Here is an 18,638-nt window from a genome sequence, read left to right as displayed (position 1 = left end):
CAACGCAAGCCATTTATGAAATGTCCACAGCCCCTATTATGTTCATCAAAATGAGCATTCAATTTTTGGATGCTCTTAAAGTTGAGCACTCTCAAAGATTGATAAAACACCCATAGGATTTCTACCGTAAAGCGACATGGAAGTCGCTACTCCATTGTAAGCCTGTATAGGAAGGCTTCTCTGCAATAAAAAGTCTTAAAGGTCTAGAAAAAGCTAATATAACAATTAGCGTGATTTGAGCTTAAGAAACCCGAATGCGGCAACGCCATTGTTGATCTGGTTGTTTAGAAGACTCCCAAGCTCTGATATGCACCAATTCAATATAATCTTGTCCCGGTTTCTCTGCTGTAAAACGGAAAGTTTTGGTTCCACCCACACCTACAGCACCTTCTTCACTGTCATTTTGTAAATAGGTTTCTTCAGTTTTAAATATTTTAAGTGGCTGTAATAATTGCCATTGATAACCCGTGCTTGGATTTTCAGGAGCATTGAACAACAACACCTCTCCCACTTTCATATCCATGAGCGTTGGGCACTTTTGTTTGAGGGTGTATTCATGTGTTTTACCTACGCTAGGATTTGGACTTTGACAAGCAACCAGACCCAAACTGCAAACCAACAAAGTAAAACACGCCAAACCTTTCATTTATCACACTCTTTATTATTCAATTGACCTAAAATTATACATCTCACCTTAGCATCTTCTCGGATTTGGCTCAATTGAATTTAGATATTTTGCTTTTCTAACCATTGAATCGAATTGACTCGAATCAGTTTACAAGCACCATCTCCCACCCCATTCCAATCTAAAGCCGACTTCCAAACCAAATCTTTATCATTCACCTGAACCAAATCGCCCGTTAAACGAACCAAGTCTCCACGTTTGACTTGTTTGATTTTTTTGGCAATTTCAGGATTGGCAGGAATGATGTGCATATTACTAACCAATTGAGTTGCCAGTTGTGCAGGAATAGGAGGGCGAGCCATTTTCCAATTGAGGAATCGGTCATATTGATTGATTGAAATTTGACGGGCAATTTCAGGTTCAGTAAATAATCCCCGTGTCACAGCATAGTCAATCGGTGAGAATTTTGCCTGTGCATCGTCATGATATTCTTTTGACCCTAAAATACGAAACTCACCACGGAATGGCTCCAGAACAGAGACTTTCTGATTTTGATCAATCGGCGCTAAACCATTGGCGATATTAAAGGCTGGATTGGATAATTTTGCCTTTGGCACAGCGGTAGATTGAAAAGCATTGACCTGAAAAGCACTCAGTGCCATCAATGCTGCACAGACTAACTTTTTATTCATAACATGCTCCTCAAACTCAGTACTCAACCAACAAAATATCTAGACTTAGTATTAACCGATAAACTTAAAATAAAATCGAGTTTCGGTAACAAAATACAGAAATTTCGTCCTATTTTTGTCTTATATTCAAAATTCACATTGGTTAGAATCATGATCATACTCTTAAAATGATCAAATTATGATTTATAAATATTATCAACAACGCATTTTTCCTCACCTGCTTAATCAAGTCATGCAAACACCCAGCATGATGGAAGGTCGCGCAGAACTGATTAAAAAAATTCGTGGCGAAGTATTAGAAATTGGTTTTGGGACAGGCTTGAATTTACCTTTTTATCAAGCAGTTGATCAACTCTATGCACTTGAGCCAAATCCTGATGTATATCGTCTTGCACAAAAGCGAATCTTTGATACTCCCTTTCATATCCAGCATATCCAAGCCAGTGCCGAAAAATTACCTTTTGCAGATCATTCAGTTGAAAATATTGTCAGTACATGGACCATGTGTAGTATTGCCGACTTAACGCAAGCACTCCAAGAAATTCATCGAGTATTAAAACCTGAAGGCAACTTACACCTGATTGAACATGTTCAGTATCATGACAATTCGACCTTGAAAAAATTACAAGACCTTTTGACCCCAATTCAAAAAGTCCTCGCTGATGGATGTCATCTAAATCGCAATATTGAACTTGAGTTATTAAACGCTGGCTTCAAGTTTTCTGAAAAATATTATTTCGATGCGGAAGATCTACCTAAAGTGGGAAGACGTATGTTTATGGCAAGAGCACAAAAAATTTAATCGGCAAAATCAATATGGATTGTTTCAAAACGTACCCGCCCTTCACGGATGGCTTGAGCAATTGCTTGTTGTCCTTTGGTCAAACGTGCGCCACCACTCTTGATATCAATCAATACCACTTCAATATCTTCAGCCAAGCCTTCACCATCTCGAAAGTCGGTATAGCCATCAAAAATCACATAGTCGATAGGATCACCTAAAAACTTGGCATCACTCGGCAAATATTGGAACTCAGGCATGATTGGCGCGAGTTGTTCCGCCATCTTTCCTTTTAGAACAGCACGACTGGTATTCACACTGCGCTTTTGCGCATGTGCAAGTGCCTGTTGATGTTCCAGTTCAAGCTCAGTGATATATTGTTCATACTCTGCTTTAATCTTGCCATTTCGCGTACTCGATAACACGATTGTCGTTAAAACGATGCCAATACATGCTCCTATCAACATCGCCATCCAGATGGACATGCGCTTTCCTTTCTGTAAATCCTTGGCACAATGTAAACAACTACTAAAGTTTTGTCATGTGTAACCTATATGCTTAAAATTAATGCTAAAGTAGACAAGGGCTAGCGGACAGATATTATTGATATACGATGAAAACAATACTTGTTGCAAATTTAAAAGGCGGTTGTGGAAAAACAATTACAGCAATTACTTTAGCCACAGCATTGGCACAAAAAGGTTATAAAGTTGCATTAGCCGATGCTGATGGGCAAAAGTCAGCACTACAATGGTTAAAACAGCGCCCTGAACAAGCAGCGAAAATTCAAAGTCTCGATTGGCGTCATGAAAAATCAATAGGAGATGCACCTAAAAATCTCGATTATTTAGTCATTGATGCACCTGGCGCTTTAACCGGTGAACACGCTGAACAGTTAATCAGTGAAAGTCATGCTGTGGTTACACCACTACAACCCTCATTTTTTGACATCGACAGTACTCGACGTTTTCTCAAACATATCCAAGACATTAAAAAAATTCGTAAGGGAAAAGTTGCGGTACACTTGATTGCCAATCGGATGAAAGCCAACAGTGCGAGTTCAAAAGATATTCAACAATTTTTTGAAAAGATTGATCAGCAACCCGTTGCTTGGATTTCAGAACGTACCGCATATGGTCAATTGGCAATGCAGGGCTTAAATATTTTTGATAAGACCCAAAAGAATTTTTTAACCATTCAAGAACAATGGCAACCACTGCTTGATGCTTTAATAGATGATCCAAGTGATTGGTTCTAAACCCAATCTAAAGCAGGTCGGATAAAGCAAGCTTAAAATTTGCCACATTTGATTTTTCAGTTAATATTGAGTGAATCACTCAGCAATTTTTAGAGTAGTTAGTGCAAGACTTCACTTCAAACTTACAACGTATCTTATTGTTTGGGTTATTGTTTATCCTGATTTTCTTGGGCTACGATATTCTCAAATATTTTATTGTCCCTGTATTATGGGCATGTATCATCGCCTATATGACATGGCCAATGTATAAGCGCATATTAAGAATGTTTGGTCCGAACCGACCTACATTAAGTGCCTCAGTGATGATTACGCTGGTTGTTTTAGTGGTTGGCATTCCACTCACCTTTGCGATTTTTATTTTGCAGCATGAAGGTCGAAATTTGTATTTTGACCTACAACGCCAATTATCATCGGGTCATTTAACTGTTCCTGATTTTATTCGTGAACTCCCTATTATCGGAAAGGAAGTCAGCCGAACTGTTCGTGAAATAAATGCAGATCCGACATCGCTTTCTCAAACCATTGGTCTTTGGATTCAAGGACATTTGAACTATGGGAAGTTTGTACTGAATGAGATCACCAAAAATTTAGTCAAACTGGGCTTTGCCATCATGTCGTTGTTCTTTTTCTATCGAGATGGTCAAACCATTTTGGAACAAGTCAGCAAGGCATTACAAATGTTAATTGGACCTCGTATCCATCATTATTTGGATACGATCTCTGAAACCACACGTGCTGTGGTCTATGGCGTCGGTTTAACTGCGGTTGCACAATCTATTCTTGCAGGCATCAGCTACTTTGTTGCAGGCGTACCAAATCCGATGGTACTAACGATTGCCACTTTTCTGATGGCACTCATCCCATTTGGACCACCTGTCGCTTATGGTGCAGTATCGTTATGGCTATTTTCCCAAGGTCAAACAGTTGAAGCAATCGGCGTGATGGCTTGGGGTGTCTGTATTGTCAGTACCGCAGATAATGTGATTCGTCCATTGGTCATTTCAGGTGCAACAAAAATTCCATTCTTATTGATTATGTTTGGTGTGCTGGGCGGATTGGCGAGTTTTGGGCTGGTTGGACTCTTTATTGGTCCTGTTATTTTGGCAATATTATTGGCAATTTGGCGTGAATGGCTACATGAAACCACGGAGCCTGGTATTTTAATGCCTGATGCGACAATGGCATATGAAATTGAAGAAAACGACCTGAAAAAGCCTGATTAACACCCTCTCCTGATACAGGATTCGCCAAATATTTTATTTGGCGGATTTTTTTCATTCCCTACAAGGCACAGCATAATCAATGCCAATTTACCAGTTATTAAATAAACTTATACAATCAGATATTTAATTCACATTGTTTATCCATACATGCTTTGTTTGAATAGTATTTAAATCATGATTAAAGCTATTGGATGCGAATAATGACATCTACTTTTTTTAAAACATCAATACTTTGTATGTGTGTAGCGCTTTTTACAGCTGCATGTAGCACAACACCGCACACAACTAAACTTAAAACACCTCAAAAAACGATTGATGTTCATGCTGTTTCAGCGCAAGGTATTGGTGCCAAGATTGGTACAATTAGTTTTCAAGACTCTCCAAACGGTTTAAATATTTCGACTCAACTCAGCCAACTGCCTTCTGGTTTTCACGGTTTTCATATTCATGAAAAAGGCTCTTGCGCGCCTGCTGAAAAGGATGGAAAAATGGGGGCTGCCCTCGCTGCTGGCGGGCATTACAATCCTCTCCAAACTGGACATGGTACACCAAATGATGGGCATATGGGTGATTTACCTGTATTGAATGTTGATTCAAATGGGAATGCTAAAACCACATTGATTGCCCCACGATTGAAACTTGCTGATATACAAGGTTTAGCCATTATGATCCATGCAGGTGGTGATAACTATTCTGATCATCCAAAACCTTTAGGTGGCGGTGGAGATCGTATTGCTTGTGGTGTAATCCAGTAATCTAATCGTTATTCTATAAAAACCAGAGATGTGGATAAACATATACTTATCCACATCTTTCCTTGTTTTTCTATCAGCGTGTATCACAAAGACACTCATCCAAATCATTCTGTTGATCAGTAATTTGTACTTTTAAAACATTTAATTCGTATCTACATCATAAAAAATGATGCATCATCAATCATATTGAAATTAAAATTTTCTTCTCTTCATCATCAAAAGGAGAAATAGAATCAAGGCGCTTGATTGTTTAAACACCTCATTTGATTTCAATCATCCATATGCAATGCGCTTTATCGTTTTATACAAATTATTGAAAGACTTGGCGACTTCTTTATTCTGTACTGTTGAATCATCGTGAATATGTCTAGCATAAGGTGATAGGAATGTCGCCATGCGGAGCGAAGGGATATAGGCAAAAAAGCAATACTTTATTGGCAGTGCAAAAATGCAGTTAAACAAAAAATTTTGATTAGAGTGACGTTCGGATTGATTCTCTTATTTAAGTGAAACTATATTTTACTCTATGCGTTTTTCAACAGCTTGACTATAGCAGATTCTACTCAAGATCTTCCCCAAAAAGTATATAAAAATTTAATCTAAACGGTTTTTATTAATATGAGATAATTTAAATAATAATAGATAAAAATGTTAATATTATCACGGTTTAACAATAATAAATAAAACACATTTTTACTTCATTAATAAAGTATTATCCAACCATACACTTAGAAAAACCAATGCGATAAAATAAAATACCAAACACTTCAACCAAAAAATTTTTAACCCAATTTGAATTTAAAATGAATTTTTTTAAAATAAATACAACTTAAAAATCAATCAAACAACTCACTGATATTTAAAAAATAAATATATTTAACAATTAAATTAAAAAGACACTATCTGCAATTAAAATAATATTTTTAATTTTACAATCTAGTAAAAATCAAATAGATTGAATCCGCACTTTAGCAAATTAAATAATTAACTCATTTAAAAAGGCTTTTATTTTAATGAAAAAGATCGTAATACCAATACTTATGCTGTGTATAAACTCCACGTTTGCAAGTGAAAATAATGGGTCGAGTCGATTTACACCAAGCGATCTTTCTATATCTTTATCTTCTGGGCTTTTACTGAACTCCAAAGCCAAAGAACTGGTTTATATGGATGATCAAAGCAAAGCATCCGAACTCACTTGGGACACCAACAGCGCGAATATCATCAATGCTGAAATAAATTGGCAAATCCATCCTAAGTTTTCTTTTAATGCGAGAGGCTGGAGTACATTATCTAAAAACTCATCGGTGATGAATAACTATGACTGGATGTCGGAAACAGATAGAGATTTACTGACGGATTGGTCTCATCATGATCGTACACCACTCAACTTTGCGAATGAGTTTGATTTCAATGTCAATATCAATCTACTGGATACACCACATTATAAGTTAGGTACTTTATTGGGTTATCAGCAAAATAGATACTCATGGTCAGCGATGGGTGGTTCATATTATTATTCTGAACAAGATGATGATGGGGATTATGTTGAAGGATCAGCACTTAGTAATGTCGGAGAATTTGACCCTAACGAGAAGCTTATTGGCTATAAGCAAAAATTTAAAATGCCTTATATCGGCATCTATAATAAATTTGAATACAATAATTTTGAACTGAATACTACGCTAAAATATAGTCGTTGGGTCAATGCATCAGATCGTGATAATCATTACTTACGTGATACTACATTTGATACTAAAGCCAGCAATGGTAGGTATTATGGAGCCATTGTAAACGCAGGCTATAATATTCGACCAGATACAAAATTATTTACTGAATATGCATGGAATCAATATAAACATGTGACAACTGATTTGGTCATGATGGAAAATCAAACCAATGAAATCTCAAGCTCCAAAGATGGTGGTGGCATTTCAAATAAATCTCAAAGCGTGAGCTTGGGTATTGCTTATACGTTCTAATATCTTTTTATCGTGAATAACAGTCTTCATCTATTCGGTTAAAGCCAATTTGATGTTGTGCTTTAAAAATTTTACCACCCAAGACCTATGAAGATGAAAATTCAGCTTTACAATATGTGGATAACCATGCAGTTATCCACATATTACTTTATTTTTGATGAGCAAGTGCATAACGGCGGCAGTGATCCAAATAACCCGCTTCATGTACACTGATTAATTCCACAATACTGCGCCATAACCAAAATGGAGCATCTATGGTTTTAGACTGATTTCGTTGCAGTTCTTTGAGCCAACTATTTCGAGTTGAATCATCCATTTGCCGAACATGTGCTCGTCCTACCACAAAAGCCAAATAAAACGCCAAATCTCTCGCCCCAGTTTGATTCATGCCCTCGATTTCTAATTTTAAATCCTGCGGTAATAACTCACGAATAAAGATCGATCGCTCTAAAAATTTGGTTGCTCGCATTCGCTCACCCAGATAAGGTGATAAATGTCGTGCACCTTCCACAATTCGCATTGCATTGTCTTTCGGCATCGGCGCATTTGAATAGCGAGGCGCTAAAGCTGTGGTGGCTTCTTTTAAATCCATTAAACACAAGCCTTTACCATCTCTGACAATATGATTGGATGAATCCATTAAAACGATATAGCGCAATAAGCCTAAAGAACTGCAGCCTTTCACCCAGTATGCCGAATCAATCACTTTGAGCTGTGCTGATGCATCACGCTGACCAATCATTTTGACCAAATCTTCTATATCTGGTTGAGCAAAAACATTGTGTATTTCCAACTGCTCTTTTTTTAATAACGGCCAAAATCGTTTACCCAAGGTAATTTGTGGTTTTACATCTTCCAGACGTTCTTTTGCTAATCTTTTCCATGATCGTTTCACTGCTTTTTCCATCACACTGTGTACTAAAGCAGGACGCTGTAACTGATCACTTGTTCGACCACTACGTTCCAGCGCATAAATATAGCCAGCATACAGCGCTTCAATCATTTGTGCAGTCACCACACCCGGCAAATCTGAACTGCGTACTGCTGTTGCTAAAGATAAACCTAAACGAATCAAATCATTGGCTGGATTACCAATCACAGTCTGATCCAAGTCCCTAATTTCAATGTCAATCTTTCCTTCAGCATTGGCAACAGGACCTAAGTTCCCAGTATGGCAATCGCCACAAATCCAAATTGCAGGACCTTGAGGAATGGAGCTAATTTCAGCTTGTTTGAGCCAATCATAATATTTAGCAGTATTGCCCCGTACATAAGCATGGATTGAACGTGCCATTTTTAAATTACGGCGTTCGGTTAACTCAGCATTACGATAACGCGGTTGTGTAATTGCGGTGTTTTGTTTTTTTGACATTGTCGATATTTTTAAGCATTCAATGATTTATTCTGGATGTTTTTAATCTGCTGCGTAATAGGCAATCTGTATATAAAATGTTGAATTTTCCTATTAATTTTTACATTTCCACAGCGAATAAAGCATCTGAAAGTATCTTAAATGAGTAAAATATAAAGACTCCCTATCTGCGAAACGATATTGTGAATAGCGTTCATCAAATCTTTCAAAATATAAAGTCAAACTCAACATTCATTTATTGCTTACAGATTTTGATTGTTTTCACAGGAACAACACTGGGGCTTTATTTTCTTGGCTATCAACAATTGATTGTTCCTTTGACACTTGGAGCAATTGCAACAGCATTGACTGACTTTGATGATCGTCTCAGTATTCGCTTAAGAAATCTTGGACTGGTGTGTGTTCTATTTTTTAGCGTCAGCAGTATCTTAGATTTTTTACATCCCTATAAACTTTTATTCTTAATTTATTTATCCCTTTCCAGTGCCGCTTTTATATTAATGGGTGCATTGGGGCAACGCTATGCCACCATTTCTTTTGGTACTGTGTTACTTTCAATTTATACCATGTTTGGCTTAGGTGAATATTCTGAGTGGTATCAACAGCCGAGTTACTTTGTCATGGGAGCGCTATGGTATGGTCTGACTTCGATTATTTTTTATCTACTTAAACCAACGCAAGCTGTACAGGACAATTTATCAAACAGTTTCAATAATCTTTGCGATTTACTCATGGCAAAAGCCAAACTGTTCGACCCTGATAATAAAGACAATGTTGAACAACTTTTATATGATCTTTCATTAAAAAATAGTGTTGTGGTACACAGCTTAAATACCACCAAAGCATCATTACTGACTCGTTTGAAAGCCTCACGCGCCAATAAAAATACCATTTATTGGCTGAATTTATATTTTCTCGCCCAAGATATCCATGAACAAGCCACATCCAATTATCTACATTATGAAAGGATCCAACAAAACTTTAGCCGTACCGATTTAATTTATCGAATTCAAAAAAATGTACGTTTACAAGCACAGCATTGTCAAAAGCTCGCTGAGTCTATTTTAAAACGTCATACTTTTACAGTTGATGCAGACCATAGTACGGTCTTAGCACATTTAGAAAGTTCCATGCATGATTGGATTCAACAAAATCCACATAATCTAGAAGTAAAAAACTTAGTTTTGGTGTTAAGAAATTTAAAAAATGTTCAAGACCAGTTCACCAACCTCAGTATTGAACAGGTCAATTATCAACAAAGCTACAGTCAACACCGGGATAATTTAAATTTATTAGATGACGATATCCACGGCATACAAGATCTTTGGCTCAAGATCAAACAACATTTAACCCCAAAGTCAGCCCTGTTTCGTCATGCTGTCCGGATTGGTTTTGTGTTCGCTGTGGGCTATGCCATGTCTTTATTGCCTTTTGCCAAAAATGGTTACTGGATTTTATTGACCAGCTTATTTGTCTGCCAAATCAGCTACTTTGCCACGAAAAGCCGTTTAAAAATGCGAACTTTGGGCACTGTTTTAGGTGTCATTTTAGGAATTCCAATCTTATATTTTGTACCCAGTATTGAAGGTCAATTGATACTTACCATTATTTTTGGGGTGTATTTTTTCTATTTGCGTTCCAAAAAATATGCCATGGCGACATTAATGGCAACCCTGATGGTCTTGTTGATTTTTAATCTTAAAGGTGCAGGCTATGCCATCATTTTACCGCGCATCATAGATACACTTTTAGGCTGTTTAATCGCATGGTTTGCTGTCAGCTTTATTTGGCCGGATTGGAATTTCCGAAATATTTCCAACAATATTCTAAAGAGCAGTAAAGCAACCCTAGATTATTTCGATGCTGTGGTAGAACAATATCAACAAGGACGCACAAACAGTATTGATTATCGTAAAGCCCGTCGTGCAGCCCACAATGCGCAAATTGAATTATCCACCATGATTTCCAGCCTTAGTGCCGAACCCAATCCCAATCAAGATTTAATTCATCATGCATTTAGGTACTTGGTCTATAGTCATAGTCAACTCAGTTATGTATCTGCTCTCGGCAGCCATCGTGAACAGGTACATGATCAACAAATTTTAGATTTAATGCTTTGGTGTAAACACACCTTGAATGAGGCTTTACTCAATCAAGCCCCTTTAAATGAGGCTGCGATTGACCAGAAATTGGCAGAAATACAAAGTTTAAGTGATCAAGACAATTTATCAGATGGTTTACTATTAGCCTTAAAACAAATCAGTTTATTATTGGAAACCTTACCTGAGTTGTTAAGACTTAAAACAACTTTACTTGGATTAGAAATTAAATAGAAATGACGACATGATTTGAGAGGGTTCAAATGAAACTTAAACAGCATTTACAATTAGTAGCCGCTTTATTCACGCTAGGTGCCATGACATCTAGTTATGCAGATACTCAATTTAATCAAAACTTAGAGCAATTTTTAGAATGTAAGAAAACGCTCAGTGATTATTATGGTCTAGGTTTTGAGTTTGAAGACAATCTAAAAAAGAATGGTTGGATCAAACAAGGGGAAGATTATTCATATGTGAGTAAAGAACCCATCAAAGTCTTTGGTCAAACAAGCCATGAAATTAGTTTGGTTGCTGGTGGCATGTTGGCTGTATTTAAAAATGCCAATACCAAAGAACTTGCTGAAAAATTTAAAATTTCTCAAAATCGATTTTTTAAAGATATGCCGTATTTTTCAGGCGAAAAAATTGTAAAAACTGATCCTGCGACCAAAGACGCTGAAAAGTCTGTTCGAAAACTGACCCTTGCTGAATCCAATCCTGTTATCAATGAAGGAGAAAATAAAACTTATCTGGGTTGCGTTTATATTTCCGAGTTTGAACAACAGCAACAAGAAGCTGCACTTGAAGCCGCACAGTAATCAACAAACATCGAAATCGAGAATGCTTAAAGATTTAATGCAATCCCAATTCTGCATACTTTTCAATAAATCATAAAAAACTGATGTGTAATAATGACTTTCGATTGTGATATTTTAACAACATGATCGAGGTCATTTTTACACTGAATAACATCACTTAATGGAACTGATGAGAGTGATAAATATATTCAACTTTTGAACACAATTCGGTTAGACTCAAGATTCATTCTCATTTGACTAAGTGACCATGAATATCAAAACTTTACGTCTTGTTGGTTTTCTTGAAGGGATTTCCTTTCTTCTCCTGCTGTTTATTGCAATGCCGCTCAAATATATTTGGGATAACCCAATCTATGTGAAATACGTTGGTATGGGACACGGCTTACTCTTTATCGCCTTTCTTGCCATTCTATTTATTGTTTGTCAAAAGCAAAAATGGTCACTCAAAATGTTTATTTTAGGCTTAATCGCTTCAATTTTACCTTTTGGACCCTTTGTCTTTGATCATAAATTAAAGCAAGCGCAATCTTCTTAATCTCCATTGGATACACAGTTTTAAAACTCCCTTTCCTTTAGAAAAGGGAGTTTTTTAATTTTAAAAAATATCGTCTGCCTGACGTTGTTTCATAATTGCTTTTAATAACCCACGTGGAATTGTGAACCATAACGCAATCAATGCAAAACATGACAAAGCATACGCCCAGAGATGGAAGTGCTCATACAACACTCGTATCAGTTCAATGACAAAGAAAAAGGTAAACATCATCAAGACTGAAACAGCAGCGGCAACTGTACCTTTAGAAACCTCTGAAGACATCAAGGCAAAACGATACAGCACGGAGAAACTGATCCCTTCACCAAAACTGACTAAAGTCATGCCCAAAATGACGCAATATAAAAAATATTCGCGCCAGATCACACCTGCGAACACAATCACAGTGCCCAAAAGCATCAATGGCAAGCCAATTAACACTGTTTTTCCAAGCGCCAAACGATCAATCACTCGAATCAGCACAATATTACCTAAGATCAGCCCGCCCAATACAGGAAACTGCGCTAATCCATATTGCAGACTCGTCAGCCCTAGTTCTTCAACCAACATCACTGGGGACAGAGCAATCCACAGCATTAAAGGCATCGCTACCATAGGCAGACCTAAAGTCATTCCCATAAAGGTCTTATTCTTAAAGACTTTCTTATAGTCATCCCAAATATAACTCAAGGGTTGTTTTGGAATACTGATGCGACGCGCTGGCATTTTAGCCTTTAAGCCAAACCAACTCAGAAAGGCTAAAAATGCAATGCCAATAAAGCCCCAATGCCACGATACATGATCAATCAGAAAAGCACCTACGACAGGTCCAATTAACGGCGCCAGTAGAGAAATGTTAGCCATGAGTGCCATGACTTTAATTGCATCACGTTCTTCAAAAGTTTCCTGAATTGCAGCATAACCGACCGCTGCAATCACGGATAAACCAAAGCCTTGTAAAAATCTCAAAGCGAGAAAACTTTCAATATGATGAGTCAGTAAGATCAATAAGCAGGTGATAACAAAGAATGCCACACCAGCCAATAAGACTTTTTTTCGTCCTAATCGGTCAGATAATGGCCCCAATAAGCCTGCGACACACGCACCACCAAGCAGATAAAAGGACATCGACGACGGTGCCCATGCACTACTTACGCCAAATTCCTTGGTAATCGCGAGCATAGCCGGCTGAACCAAATCATTTCCGATATACACTGAAAACTCAAAAAGCACCAACGCCAATGGAAACATGAGCGTAGCGCGACTCAAACTTGCAGTGTGTTCTTGTTGCACTGAATTTTGCATTGTTTTCTACATATCATTATAGGCTTGCTGGAGTGACACTATTTTTCTAAAGATAAGCGTCATCCCAATGACAAGCACTGAAATTTAAATATTAAGTTGTGGAATTTACGTTGAATAAGGGGTCAACACCGCATTCACAAGGTGTCTAATTCAATAGGTAAAAAAGTAATGCTTGCAGCAAATTTGTGAGATTTATAACTAAACCCTACTATAAAAAAGTTTATAGAATGTACACACAGGGTTGAGTTTTTGTAGTGTAACACAGACATTTTTCGAGAGGAAGTTGAACATTTAATATTCTTAGGCTACTCTAAATGTCACATAAATCTATATGAATAAATTAAATGAAAAATAAAAATCCAGTTTCATTGATCATCATCGGCATGATTTTACTTCTGGTCGGTGGTGGGCTTTATTTTATGAGTTCCGGATCCCATATCAGTGCTTCTGATCAAGCCAGATGTGAAGAATTAGTGCAAAAAAAATATGGTGAAAACTCTGGCTCAATTATCTCAAGCTGTAAAACGGATACAGGTTTTGTTGCCATGATGGACGCTCAAGCCAATGCGACAGGCTCAGCAGAAGATACAGCGAAAGCAATTAGCTCAGCCAATCAAAAAGAACTTGGTTTAGGTATATTCGGCAAATTCCTGATGGGTCTATGTGTGGGAATTGGAATTGCATTGCTGATCAAAGGTCTGATTGGTTTAAAAAATAAACCACAAACTGGCATTTAACACTTTACAGTAAATTATACGTTGAGCTTGCTGTCATTGATCATCTAACACTTTAAACTTGATGAATGTACCATTTTTAATATCATCATATGCTTCAAGAATTTGATCATAGCTGTTCATTACAAATGGACCATGACCATTGATCGGCTCTTGAAGTGGTTTGCCTGTCAGCAACAATAACTTGCAATGCTGTAAAGCGGTGATCTCAATATCCTGCCCTAAACTCGACATCACAGCCAAGCCTTGTTCTTCGAGAATTTCATCTTCAGGCTGAAATTGAACTTTACCAGTTCTTAAATAAATCATAGTGGTGTCGCCAATATTCGCAGGTAGAACCACACGATGCCCTGGCTGGACTTCGATGTCTAACACTTGGAGTGGCGAATGCGTTTTGGCTGGTCCTTGGGCATTTCCATAATGCCCAGCAATGACCCTGACTGTTCCTGCGGAATGGCTAAGTTCAATCACTGGAATATCCGCTTTGCGCAGACTTTGATAACGGGGTGGATTCATTTTATCTTTGGCAGGCAAATTCACCCACAACTGTACCATTTCAAAATACCCCCCTGTTTTTGAGAATGCCTCACTAAACACTTCTTTATGTTGGACTCCTGAAGCAGCCGTCATCCATTGCACATCGCCTGCAGAAACGATCCCTCCGCCACCCGATGAATCTCGATGTTCGAGTTCTCCAGCAAAAATCAGCGTGACGGTTTCAAAACCTCGATGTGGATGTTCACTCACGCCTTTGCGTAAATTGGTCGGTTTTAAAACTCCAGGTCCCAAGTGATCAAGTAACAGAAAGGGAGAGACGGTATTGCCTAATTCATAGTGTGAAAATACAGAAAGTACAGGATAAAAATCCCCTATCGCAAAACGCGTATCATTACGATGGATAAAGGCGAGGGTTTTCATACTGTCGATCTTCTCTAATAGTTAAACGCATTAACCGTAAAAATGCTGTTTTAAATTAAAGCTATATGCTGTGAGATATTGCTTTAATTTTTCAATATCATTGGTCGGTTCAATTGCCCTTAAATTTAAAGCTTCAATCTTATCTTCCAATAATTTTAAGATCTGCGCTTGTTCAATCACCGGTAATTGCGCTTTTTCTTTTTGCTGTTTTTTGATTTCTAAATAATCCTCTGCCCAATGACGGAGTGGGTCATTGGCATCAATTTGATCGAACAACTGTGTGATCTGGAGTTCAGGCATAATCTGTTGTGTTGCAAGTTCTGCGGACATCAAACCACGAATCGAATAAAACACTTTTTTATAAGTAAAATTATCTGCCGTTTGCATGACTTGCATACCGCCTTTAGCTAGCGATAAGTAATGATAATACAGCGCTTTATAGTCTATTCGTTCCAGCAAACCTGCTCTAAAGCTTTCCCACTCAGGAAATTGATTAAAATAGACAATATGCGCTCGTACCCATTCAAGTACTGTAGGATTACTCTTTGCCAAAAGTCCAAACATCTTATTTAAATCAAATGAAACAAAGTCAAAATCACCATCCATGATTTCGATTAAATCCCGATGTTGGCGATAATCATAATATTGTGCTTTAGAAGGTAAATGGAAACCACGCACATCGTAATCGCTGTCTGGACTTGCCATGCCCCATAATCGACTACCACTTTCGATATAAAATAGTGGATGTTCATCTCGATTTTGGAATAAGTTTTGAATTTCTTGTTGGATGTTCATTGTGTTCACATTTTTGGTAATCTATAAGTTTTATATCATTAATTTCAATGAATTTTGAATTTTCTTTAGTTTTTGAATACCTATTTTTATCGAATTGATTAAGCATGCTGAAGCCTGATTAAACTCAAACTATCACTCAGACAAGGGAGCAAAAATTCACTCTCGTTAATTGATTCTATTGATAGTCTAAGAACGCATCATATCTGGTGCGTTCTCAAGCAAATGTCTTATCCATTCTTCAATAAAACATATGAATAGCGAAAAACAGCTATCCTTTGGACACCAATTTTGGATTTCTTAATAAATTTTCATGACGCTCTAAAGCCAATTCTATGAGTTGAGTAATTAATTCAGAATAAGTGATCCCACTTGCTTCCCAAAGCTTTGGATACATACTGTTATTGGTAAACCCTGGCAAAGTATTTACTTCATTCAGAAAAATATCACCATTTTCAGTCAAGAAAAAATCGACACGTGCAAGTCCAAAACAACCCAGAACTTTAAAAGCTTTAATCGAAATCTCACGGATCTTATTACTTTGCTCATTTGAAATTGGAGCAGGAATCACGACTGCAGAAGATTGATTATCTATATATTTTGCTTCATAAGAATAAAAACTAGACTTTACAACTACCTCACCGCAAACACTGGCTCTTGGATAATAATTTCCCAAAACCCCGCACTCAATTTCACGACCTTTGATAAATTTTTCGATCAATACTTTGCTGTCATATTGAAATGCATTTTCTAAAGCAGCAATAAATTCCTGTTCATTTTCAACTTTACTCACCCCGACGGAAGAACCTTGATTTGCAGGTTTTACGAATACAGGAAGACCTAAAGTAGTTTGAACCTCATCGAAACTTACCTCATTTAGGTCATAAGCATGAATCGTTAGAAATGGTGCAACAGCAATACCAGAACCTTGTAATAAACGCTTGGTAACATCTTTATCCATACAAATTGCAGAACTTAAAACATCTGAGCCCACAAATGGTAGATCTAAAATTTTAAGCATGCCTTGTAATGCACCATCTTCACCTAAGGTCCCATGAATAATTGGAAAAATAACATCAAGGGGCGCTAATCCTTGTGCATTTTCAATTTCAAAAATTTGAGGTGGCTTAGACTGTAAATGATCTTGCTGTTCACGTGCGGCAAGAGAAATTAATTTAGGATCGTGACCATATTCTAAATAATGTGTAGCATCTAAAATACGCCAAGTGCCATCTTGATCTATCCCAATCAAACTAAGATCAAACTTTTGCCGATCTATTGCATCCACGATGTTTTGTGCTGACTGTAGTGACACGCGATGCTCTGATGATTTTCCACCAAAAATTATTCCAACTCTCGTTTTTGCCATTTTGTTGTTCTCTATTTTTAATTTTTCAAATCTATAATTCCCGGTAAATCATTGATTAAGGACATTTTGCCTTTTGGAATGTCTTGGTATTTTTACCACGTAAACACTGATATTCCTTTTGTACGTCTATGCGTTTCCACTGACCATCTACATTTTTAAAGCTATATACCGTACGAATTGAACGAACTGAATCATCCATCAAACCCGTTTCAGTCAATTTCACCTCAGCGACTGTTGGCGATTCAACACGGTTAAAATATTGACGTAATTCAACAGTCGCTAAATCTTTGCGCAGATCAGGACGCTCATTTAAAACTTGGCTCAATGGCGTTTCAGAACCACCCACTTTATTGATTAAATTTTGTGTTGTTGCACAACCCGACAGAGTCACTAAACAAAATACTGAAATTAAACTCAAACGGTTCATTCTGGTTATCCTTAAAACTCAAAGCATCGCTTTATAATGCTATGCACATTCAACTTACACTATTTAAAAACTGTGACTTTATGACTCATCTGCAATATGAGCAATATCGAGAGCAATGACTTGTTGATCTTGATCATCAAACATCAATGCTTGATCACCTAAATCCAGCATATAGAAATGCCCTTGTTCCGTTAGAAAATGCCAAGCGACAATCTCTTGTCCATTATATTGATGCGATGGATCACCGATAGTAATACGATCCAGCTCTTGACCAAGCTGCTGACATAATTCTTCAATAATTTTAAAATAACGGGGTTGATTTTCAGCTGCCTGTTGTTTCCGCTGTTCCAGATTTGGAATCTTCGCTGAAACTTGTTCAATAACCGTCAATATTTCATCTTCATCCACTGCTCGTAACTTTGGATGCTGTCTTAACCATTGGCTATTGATTTCAATCAGATCTTCACTTTCATTCAATGCAAAGAATTTATCATCAAAGCTATTGAGTACATCACGTTGCTGGTTCTCACCAAAATATTCACCCTCTAAAAACTGTTCAAATTGCTCATCAGAAAATTGTTCAATCAAATTAGCGCTTTGTTCAAATAAAGCTAAATGTTGAGTGGCATTCATGGCTTTTAAACCATCACGAACATGCTTCACCATAAATGCATCCCACCCCGTGTTATACACAAATTGAGAGAATCCACCGTTATTGACTTGGGCGAGATAATAATCCACAAAATAGCTATATAGCGCTTCAGCTGACACTTCATCGTATTCGATATAGTGTTCAAATAATCCATTTAATGTATCGATATTGGACATAATCACATCATAATGATCATCACTTTCTAAACTTTGTTTAGAAATTAAAATATTATCAATCAGCATCATTTTCAGTTTCTTATCAATGTTTAAGCGCTACAAACATAACAAATTTTTAACGACAAATA

The 18,638-nt window shown here is 37.2% G+C and carries 19 protein-coding genes; 9 read left to right on the top strand and 10 right to left on the bottom strand.

Annotation, left to right across the window (positions count from 1 at the left end; translation table 11 throughout):
* Window positions 1-241 precede the first annotated feature (241 nt).
* Both ACINWC743_RS15530 and ACINWC743_RS15525 read right to left on the bottom strand, forming a co-directional pair.
* Window positions 242-646, bottom strand: coding sequence for a protease inhibitor I42 family protein (locus ACINWC743_RS15530; RefSeq protein WP_004826493.1), 405 nt, complete (start codon window positions 644-646; stop codon window positions 242-244).
* 80 nt (window positions 647-726) lie between these two features.
* The gene (locus ACINWC743_RS15525) at window positions 727-1,317 is read right to left on the bottom strand and encodes a hypothetical protein (RefSeq protein ID WP_009586072.1); all 591 of its coding nucleotides are present in this window, start codon (window positions 1,315-1,317) and stop codon (window positions 727-729) included.
* Window positions 1,318-1,495: 178 nt separating this feature from the next.
* Between ACINWC743_RS15525 and ACINWC743_RS15520 the strand changes: the two genes are divergently transcribed.
* Window positions 1,496-2,119, top strand: coding sequence for a class I SAM-dependent methyltransferase (locus ACINWC743_RS15520; protein WP_005035492.1), 624 nt, complete (start codon window positions 1,496-1,498; stop codon window positions 2,117-2,119).
* Here the strand turns inward: ACINWC743_RS15520 and ACINWC743_RS15515 are convergent.
* The gene (locus ACINWC743_RS15515; protein WP_009586148.1) at window positions 2,116-2,583 is read right to left on the bottom strand and encodes a Holliday junction resolvase-like protein; all 468 of its coding nucleotides are present in this window, start codon (window positions 2,581-2,583) and stop codon (window positions 2,116-2,118) included. The genes ACINWC743_RS15520 and ACINWC743_RS15515 overlap by 4 nt on opposite strands.
* A gap of 128 nt (window positions 2,584-2,711) precedes the next feature.
* Between ACINWC743_RS15515 and ACINWC743_RS15510 the strand changes: the two genes are divergently transcribed.
* From ACINWC743_RS15510 to ACINWC743_RS15495, 4 genes are all read left to right on the top strand, one after another.
* Window positions 2,712-3,356, top strand: coding sequence for a ParA family protein (locus tag ACINWC743_RS15510; RefSeq protein ID WP_004826486.1), 645 nt, complete (start codon window positions 2,712-2,714; stop codon window positions 3,354-3,356).
* A gap of 101 nt (window positions 3,357-3,457) precedes the next feature.
* Entirely contained in the window at window positions 3,458-4,579 is a 1,122-nt protein-coding gene (locus ACINWC743_RS15505; RefSeq protein WP_009586180.1) for an AI-2E family transporter, read from the top strand.
* Window positions 4,580-4,779: 200 nt separating this feature from the next.
* Window positions 4,780-5,334, top strand: a complete 555-nt coding sequence (gene sodC / locus ACINWC743_RS15500) for a superoxide dismutase family protein (protein ID WP_009586124.1) — start codon at window positions 4,780-4,782, stop codon at window positions 5,332-5,334.
* A gap of 1,013 nt (window positions 5,335-6,347) precedes the next feature.
* A complete protein-coding gene (locus ACINWC743_RS15495) occupies window positions 6,348-7,316 on the top strand; it encodes an omptin family outer membrane protease (protein WP_035301275.1) in 969 nt (322 codons plus the stop codon).
* A 148-nt stretch (window positions 7,317-7,464) separates the two neighbouring features.
* Here ACINWC743_RS15495 and ACINWC743_RS15490 read toward each other — a convergent pair whose 3' ends face one another.
* Window positions 7,465-8,688, bottom strand: a complete 1,224-nt coding sequence (locus ACINWC743_RS15490; RefSeq protein WP_009586120.1) for a DUF2252 family protein — start codon at window positions 8,686-8,688, stop codon at window positions 7,465-7,467.
* 182 nt (window positions 8,689-8,870) lie between these two features.
* On the opposite strand from ACINWC743_RS15490, the gene yccS reads away from it, so the two are divergent.
* The 3 genes from yccS to ACINWC743_RS15475 all read left to right on the top strand — a co-directional run bounded on the left by yccS (window position 8,871) and on the right by ACINWC743_RS15475 (window position 12,140).
* Window positions 8,871-11,021, top strand: coding sequence for a YccS family putative transporter (gene yccS, locus ACINWC743_RS15485; protein WP_009586160.1), 2,151 nt, complete (start codon window positions 8,871-8,873; stop codon window positions 11,019-11,021).
* A 29-nt stretch (window positions 11,022-11,050) separates the two neighbouring features.
* Entirely contained in the window at window positions 11,051-11,605 is a 555-nt protein-coding gene (locus tag ACINWC743_RS15480; RefSeq protein ID WP_009586115.1) for a hypothetical protein, read from the top strand.
* Between the two features lie 247 nt (window positions 11,606-11,852).
* Window positions 11,853-12,140, top strand: coding sequence for a DUF3817 domain-containing protein (locus tag ACINWC743_RS15475; protein ID WP_009586175.1), 288 nt, complete (start codon window positions 11,853-11,855; stop codon window positions 12,138-12,140).
* 60 nt (window positions 12,141-12,200) lie between these two features.
* Here the strand turns inward: ACINWC743_RS15475 and ACINWC743_RS15470 are convergent, their stop codons facing one another.
* Window positions 12,201-13,442 (bottom strand): MFS transporter, encoded by a 1,242-nt coding sequence (locus tag ACINWC743_RS15470; protein ID WP_009586158.1) that lies wholly within the window; start codon window positions 13,440-13,442, stop codon window positions 12,201-12,203.
* A 344-nt stretch (window positions 13,443-13,786) separates the two neighbouring features.
* Between ACINWC743_RS15470 and ACINWC743_RS15465 the strand changes: the two genes are divergently transcribed.
* Window positions 13,787-14,179 (top strand): hypothetical protein, encoded by a 393-nt coding sequence (locus ACINWC743_RS15465; RefSeq protein ID WP_009586147.1) that lies wholly within the window; start codon window positions 13,787-13,789, stop codon window positions 14,177-14,179.
* Window positions 14,180-14,212: 33 nt separating this feature from the next.
* Here the strand turns inward: ACINWC743_RS15465 and ACINWC743_RS15460 are convergent, their stop codons facing one another.
* The 5 genes from ACINWC743_RS15460 to ACINWC743_RS15440 all read right to left on the bottom strand — a co-directional run bounded on the left by ACINWC743_RS15460 (window position 14,213) and on the right by ACINWC743_RS15440 (window position 18,579).
* Window positions 14,213-15,094, bottom strand: coding sequence for a pirin family protein (locus ACINWC743_RS15460; protein ID WP_009586078.1), 882 nt, complete (start codon window positions 15,092-15,094; stop codon window positions 14,213-14,215).
* Between the two features lie 30 nt (window positions 15,095-15,124).
* Window positions 15,125-15,889 carry a DNA polymerase beta superfamily protein gene (locus ACINWC743_RS15455; protein ID WP_009586084.1) on the bottom strand — a complete coding sequence of 255 codons (765 nt, stop codon included), beginning with the start codon at window positions 15,887-15,889 and terminating at the stop codon, window positions 15,125-15,127.
* A gap of 268 nt (window positions 15,890-16,157) precedes the next feature.
* Window positions 16,158-17,255, bottom strand: a complete 1,098-nt coding sequence (gene ddlA, locus ACINWC743_RS15450; protein ID WP_005035467.1) for a D-alanine--D-alanine ligase — start codon at window positions 17,253-17,255, stop codon at window positions 16,158-16,160.
* 55 nt (window positions 17,256-17,310) lie between these two features.
* A complete protein-coding gene (locus ACINWC743_RS15445; RefSeq protein ID WP_004826467.1) occupies window positions 17,311-17,682 on the bottom strand; it encodes a hypothetical protein in 372 nt (123 codons plus the stop codon).
* A 78-nt stretch (window positions 17,683-17,760) separates the two neighbouring features.
* Entirely contained in the window at window positions 17,761-18,579 is an 819-nt protein-coding gene (locus tag ACINWC743_RS15440) for a DMP19 family protein (protein WP_005035464.1), read from the bottom strand.
* Window positions 18,580-18,638: the final 59 nt, after the last annotated feature.

Source organism: Acinetobacter sp. WC-743 (genome assembly GCF_000335555.1).
Classification (GTDB): domain Bacteria; phylum Pseudomonadota; class Gammaproteobacteria; order Pseudomonadales; family Moraxellaceae; genus Acinetobacter; species Acinetobacter bereziniae.
This window is presented reverse-complemented; position numbering and strand designations above follow the sequence as displayed.

What these genes read in the sequence shown, in the direction of transcription:
- ACINWC743_RS15460 (WP_009586078.1), bottom strand. Translation starts at nt 15,094, where the DNA reads ATGAAAACCCTCGCCTTTATCCATCGTAATGATACGCGTTTTGCGATA.
- ACINWC743_RS15440 (WP_005035464.1), bottom strand. Translation starts at nt 18,579, where the DNA reads ATGATGCTGATTGATAATATTTTAATTTCTAAACAAAGTTTAGAAAGT.
- ACINWC743_RS15475 (WP_009586175.1), top strand. Translation starts at nt 11,853, where the DNA reads ATGAATATCAAAACTTTACGTCTTGTTGGTTTTCTTGAAGGGATTTCC.
- ACINWC743_RS15530 (WP_004826493.1), bottom strand. Translation starts at nt 646, where the DNA reads ATGAAAGGTTTGGCGTGTTTTACTTTGTTGGTTTGCAGTTTGGGTCTG.
- ACINWC743_RS15495 (WP_035301275.1), top strand. Translation starts at nt 6,348, where the DNA reads ATGAAAAAGATCGTAATACCAATACTTATGCTGTGTATAAACTCCACG.
- ACINWC743_RS15525 (WP_009586072.1), bottom strand. Translation starts at nt 1,317, where the DNA reads ATGAATAAAAAGTTAGTCTGTGCAGCATTGATGGCACTGAGTGCTTTT.
- ACINWC743_RS15465 (WP_009586147.1), top strand. Translation starts at nt 13,787, where the DNA reads ATGAAAAATAAAAATCCAGTTTCATTGATCATCATCGGCATGATTTTA.
- ACINWC743_RS15470 (WP_009586158.1), bottom strand. Translation starts at nt 13,442, where the DNA reads ATGCAAAATTCAGTGCAACAAGAACACACTGCAAGTTTGAGTCGCGCT.
- ACINWC743_RS15480 (WP_009586115.1), top strand. Translation starts at nt 11,051, where the DNA reads ATGAAACTTAAACAGCATTTACAATTAGTAGCCGCTTTATTCACGCTA.
- ACINWC743_RS15490 (WP_009586120.1), bottom strand. Translation starts at nt 8,688, where the DNA reads ATGTCAAAAAAACAAAACACCGCAATTACACAACCGCGTTATCGTAAT.
- ddlA (WP_005035467.1), bottom strand. Translation starts at nt 17,255, where the DNA reads ATGGCAAAAACGAGAGTTGGAATAATTTTTGGTGGAAAATCATCAGAG.
- ACINWC743_RS15515 (WP_009586148.1), bottom strand. Translation starts at nt 2,583, where the DNA reads ATGTCCATCTGGATGGCGATGTTGATAGGAGCATGTATTGGCATCGTT.
- ACINWC743_RS15510 (WP_004826486.1), top strand. Translation starts at nt 2,712, where the DNA reads ATGAAAACAATACTTGTTGCAAATTTAAAAGGCGGTTGTGGAAAAACA.
- ACINWC743_RS15445 (WP_004826467.1), bottom strand. Translation starts at nt 17,682, where the DNA reads ATGAACCGTTTGAGTTTAATTTCAGTATTTTGTTTAGTGACTCTGTCG.
- sodC (WP_009586124.1), top strand. Translation starts at nt 4,780, where the DNA reads ATGACATCTACTTTTTTTAAAACATCAATACTTTGTATGTGTGTAGCG.
- ACINWC743_RS15520 (WP_005035492.1), top strand. Translation starts at nt 1,496, where the DNA reads ATGATTTATAAATATTATCAACAACGCATTTTTCCTCACCTGCTTAAT.
- ACINWC743_RS15455 (WP_009586084.1), bottom strand. Translation starts at nt 15,889, where the DNA reads ATGAACATCCAACAAGAAATTCAAAACTTATTCCAAAATCGAGATGAA.